Annotated in this window: 1 protein-coding gene; it reads left to right on the top strand. The window is 54.4% G+C overall.

Features of this window, described 5'->3' with window-relative positions; genetic code table 11:
- On the top strand, positions 1 to 985 hold a 985-nt coding region (locus ACKVEX_RS16515; protein ID WP_473216834.1), incomplete at its 5' end, for a UPF0149 family protein.
- Positions 986 to 1523 lie beyond the last annotated feature (538 nt).

The following is a 1523-nucleotide window of genomic DNA, read 5'->3' as shown; positions in this document are numbered from 1 at the left end:
GCACCTGATCCACTCTCCGCTACAGCAGTACTACACCGTCGGTACTCATACGGTCGAGATCTGCATCTACCGAATGCCGCATACCGCGTGGACGCTGGAAGTCATCGACGAACATGGCAACTCCACCGTTTGGGACGATGAGTTCGGGACTGATCAAGCAGCGCTCGACGAAGTCATGCGAACCATTCGTGACGACGGAATCAGGTCGCTGATTGGCGAACCTAGCCACGGGGCCAGAAGCTCAGGCATTGAGAGCAACCCGCTGCGACTTGCAGCCCCTTTGTCGGACGAGGAGTTGGAAGAACTGGATGCCTTTCTGCTGTCTGATGCCACCTCGGATGAAACGATGTTGCTTGACCACCTGGACGGTTATCTGACGGCAATCATCGTCGGTCCGACCAGCTTAAAAATGAGTCAGTGGTACTCGGGCATATGGGGAAAGCGTGAGGAAGACGCGCCTCACTTCGAGACCATGGAAGAGGCGCAGCGAATCATGCAGATGATCATGCGCCACTACAATGGCATCATCTGGAGTCTTGAGCATGATGAAGACTCCCACGAACCGATCTTTGACGTCTTCGTCCCTGAAGACAAGTGCAAGGAATTCATCGATGCCGAGATGTGGGCCGCCGGCTTCATGGAAGGGCTCGCGCTTTGTCGGGCCGATTGGCAGTTGTTATTTGATGATCCGCGAGGACATGAGTGGCTGACCCCAATTCGTCTGCTAGGCGCTGACGATCTCAGCGAGAACGAGCTGGTGCAGGTGGACAAACCGGCGCAGCGTGAGGAACTCGCCAAGCATATACAAGCATCCGTTGCGTCCATTTATCGTTTCTGGTTTCCTTATCGCCAGGCGATATATGAGCTCCAACAGGCCAGAACCGTTTCACGTGGGCATCCAAAGATTGGCCGTAACGACCCCTGTCCTTGTGGAAGCGGGAAGAAGTTCAAAAAGTGCTGTGGAGTAGCCTCGACACCTCATTGAATCCCAGGTTATCGACCAATGCTGACGGCCAGCCTGCGCCGATCGAGCGGCAGGTCTCCGATTAATCGAACTGGTGGTATCGACCCAATCCTGCCGTTGGTTACTTCGGGGTTTCAAGGGCAGGTAACTGAATGAAGCAGTCGTTTGAATGACGATTCTGTTGCTAAGACGAAAGGAAACTACTGACGGATATGGATAGTTGTTCATAACTACAGTCGCCCGCTTCAGACGGCGTTGCATCACGTCGCAGTCAGGTTCCCTAATATCGCCCATTAGCTTCCCTTTAGCGTAGTGCATCTGCCACTTCGCCGATCGGTATTGCCCGAGAAGAGTTCCCACGATTCCCCGGAGCAGTCGCCGAGCAAGTCACATCAAGGGGGGTGCGATGTGGTAACGCTGCTTCGGGCTACGTCCTTCGCAGCGTTACCACATCGCACATCAGGGATCAGACTATTTTGCCAAGAACTCAGCGAACCCAAGCGCACCCCTCAAAGCCGCTGATCATGACCATCAATCAGCGAGATCATGTCGTTGGACT

This window comes from Denitraticella aggregata (assembly GCF_048158365.1).
Classification (GTDB): domain Bacteria; phylum Pseudomonadota; class Gammaproteobacteria; order Burkholderiales; family Rhodocyclaceae; genus Azoarcus_F.
The sequence above is the reverse complement of the archived record's forward strand: the minus strand, read 5'-3'. Positions and strand labels throughout refer to the sequence as shown.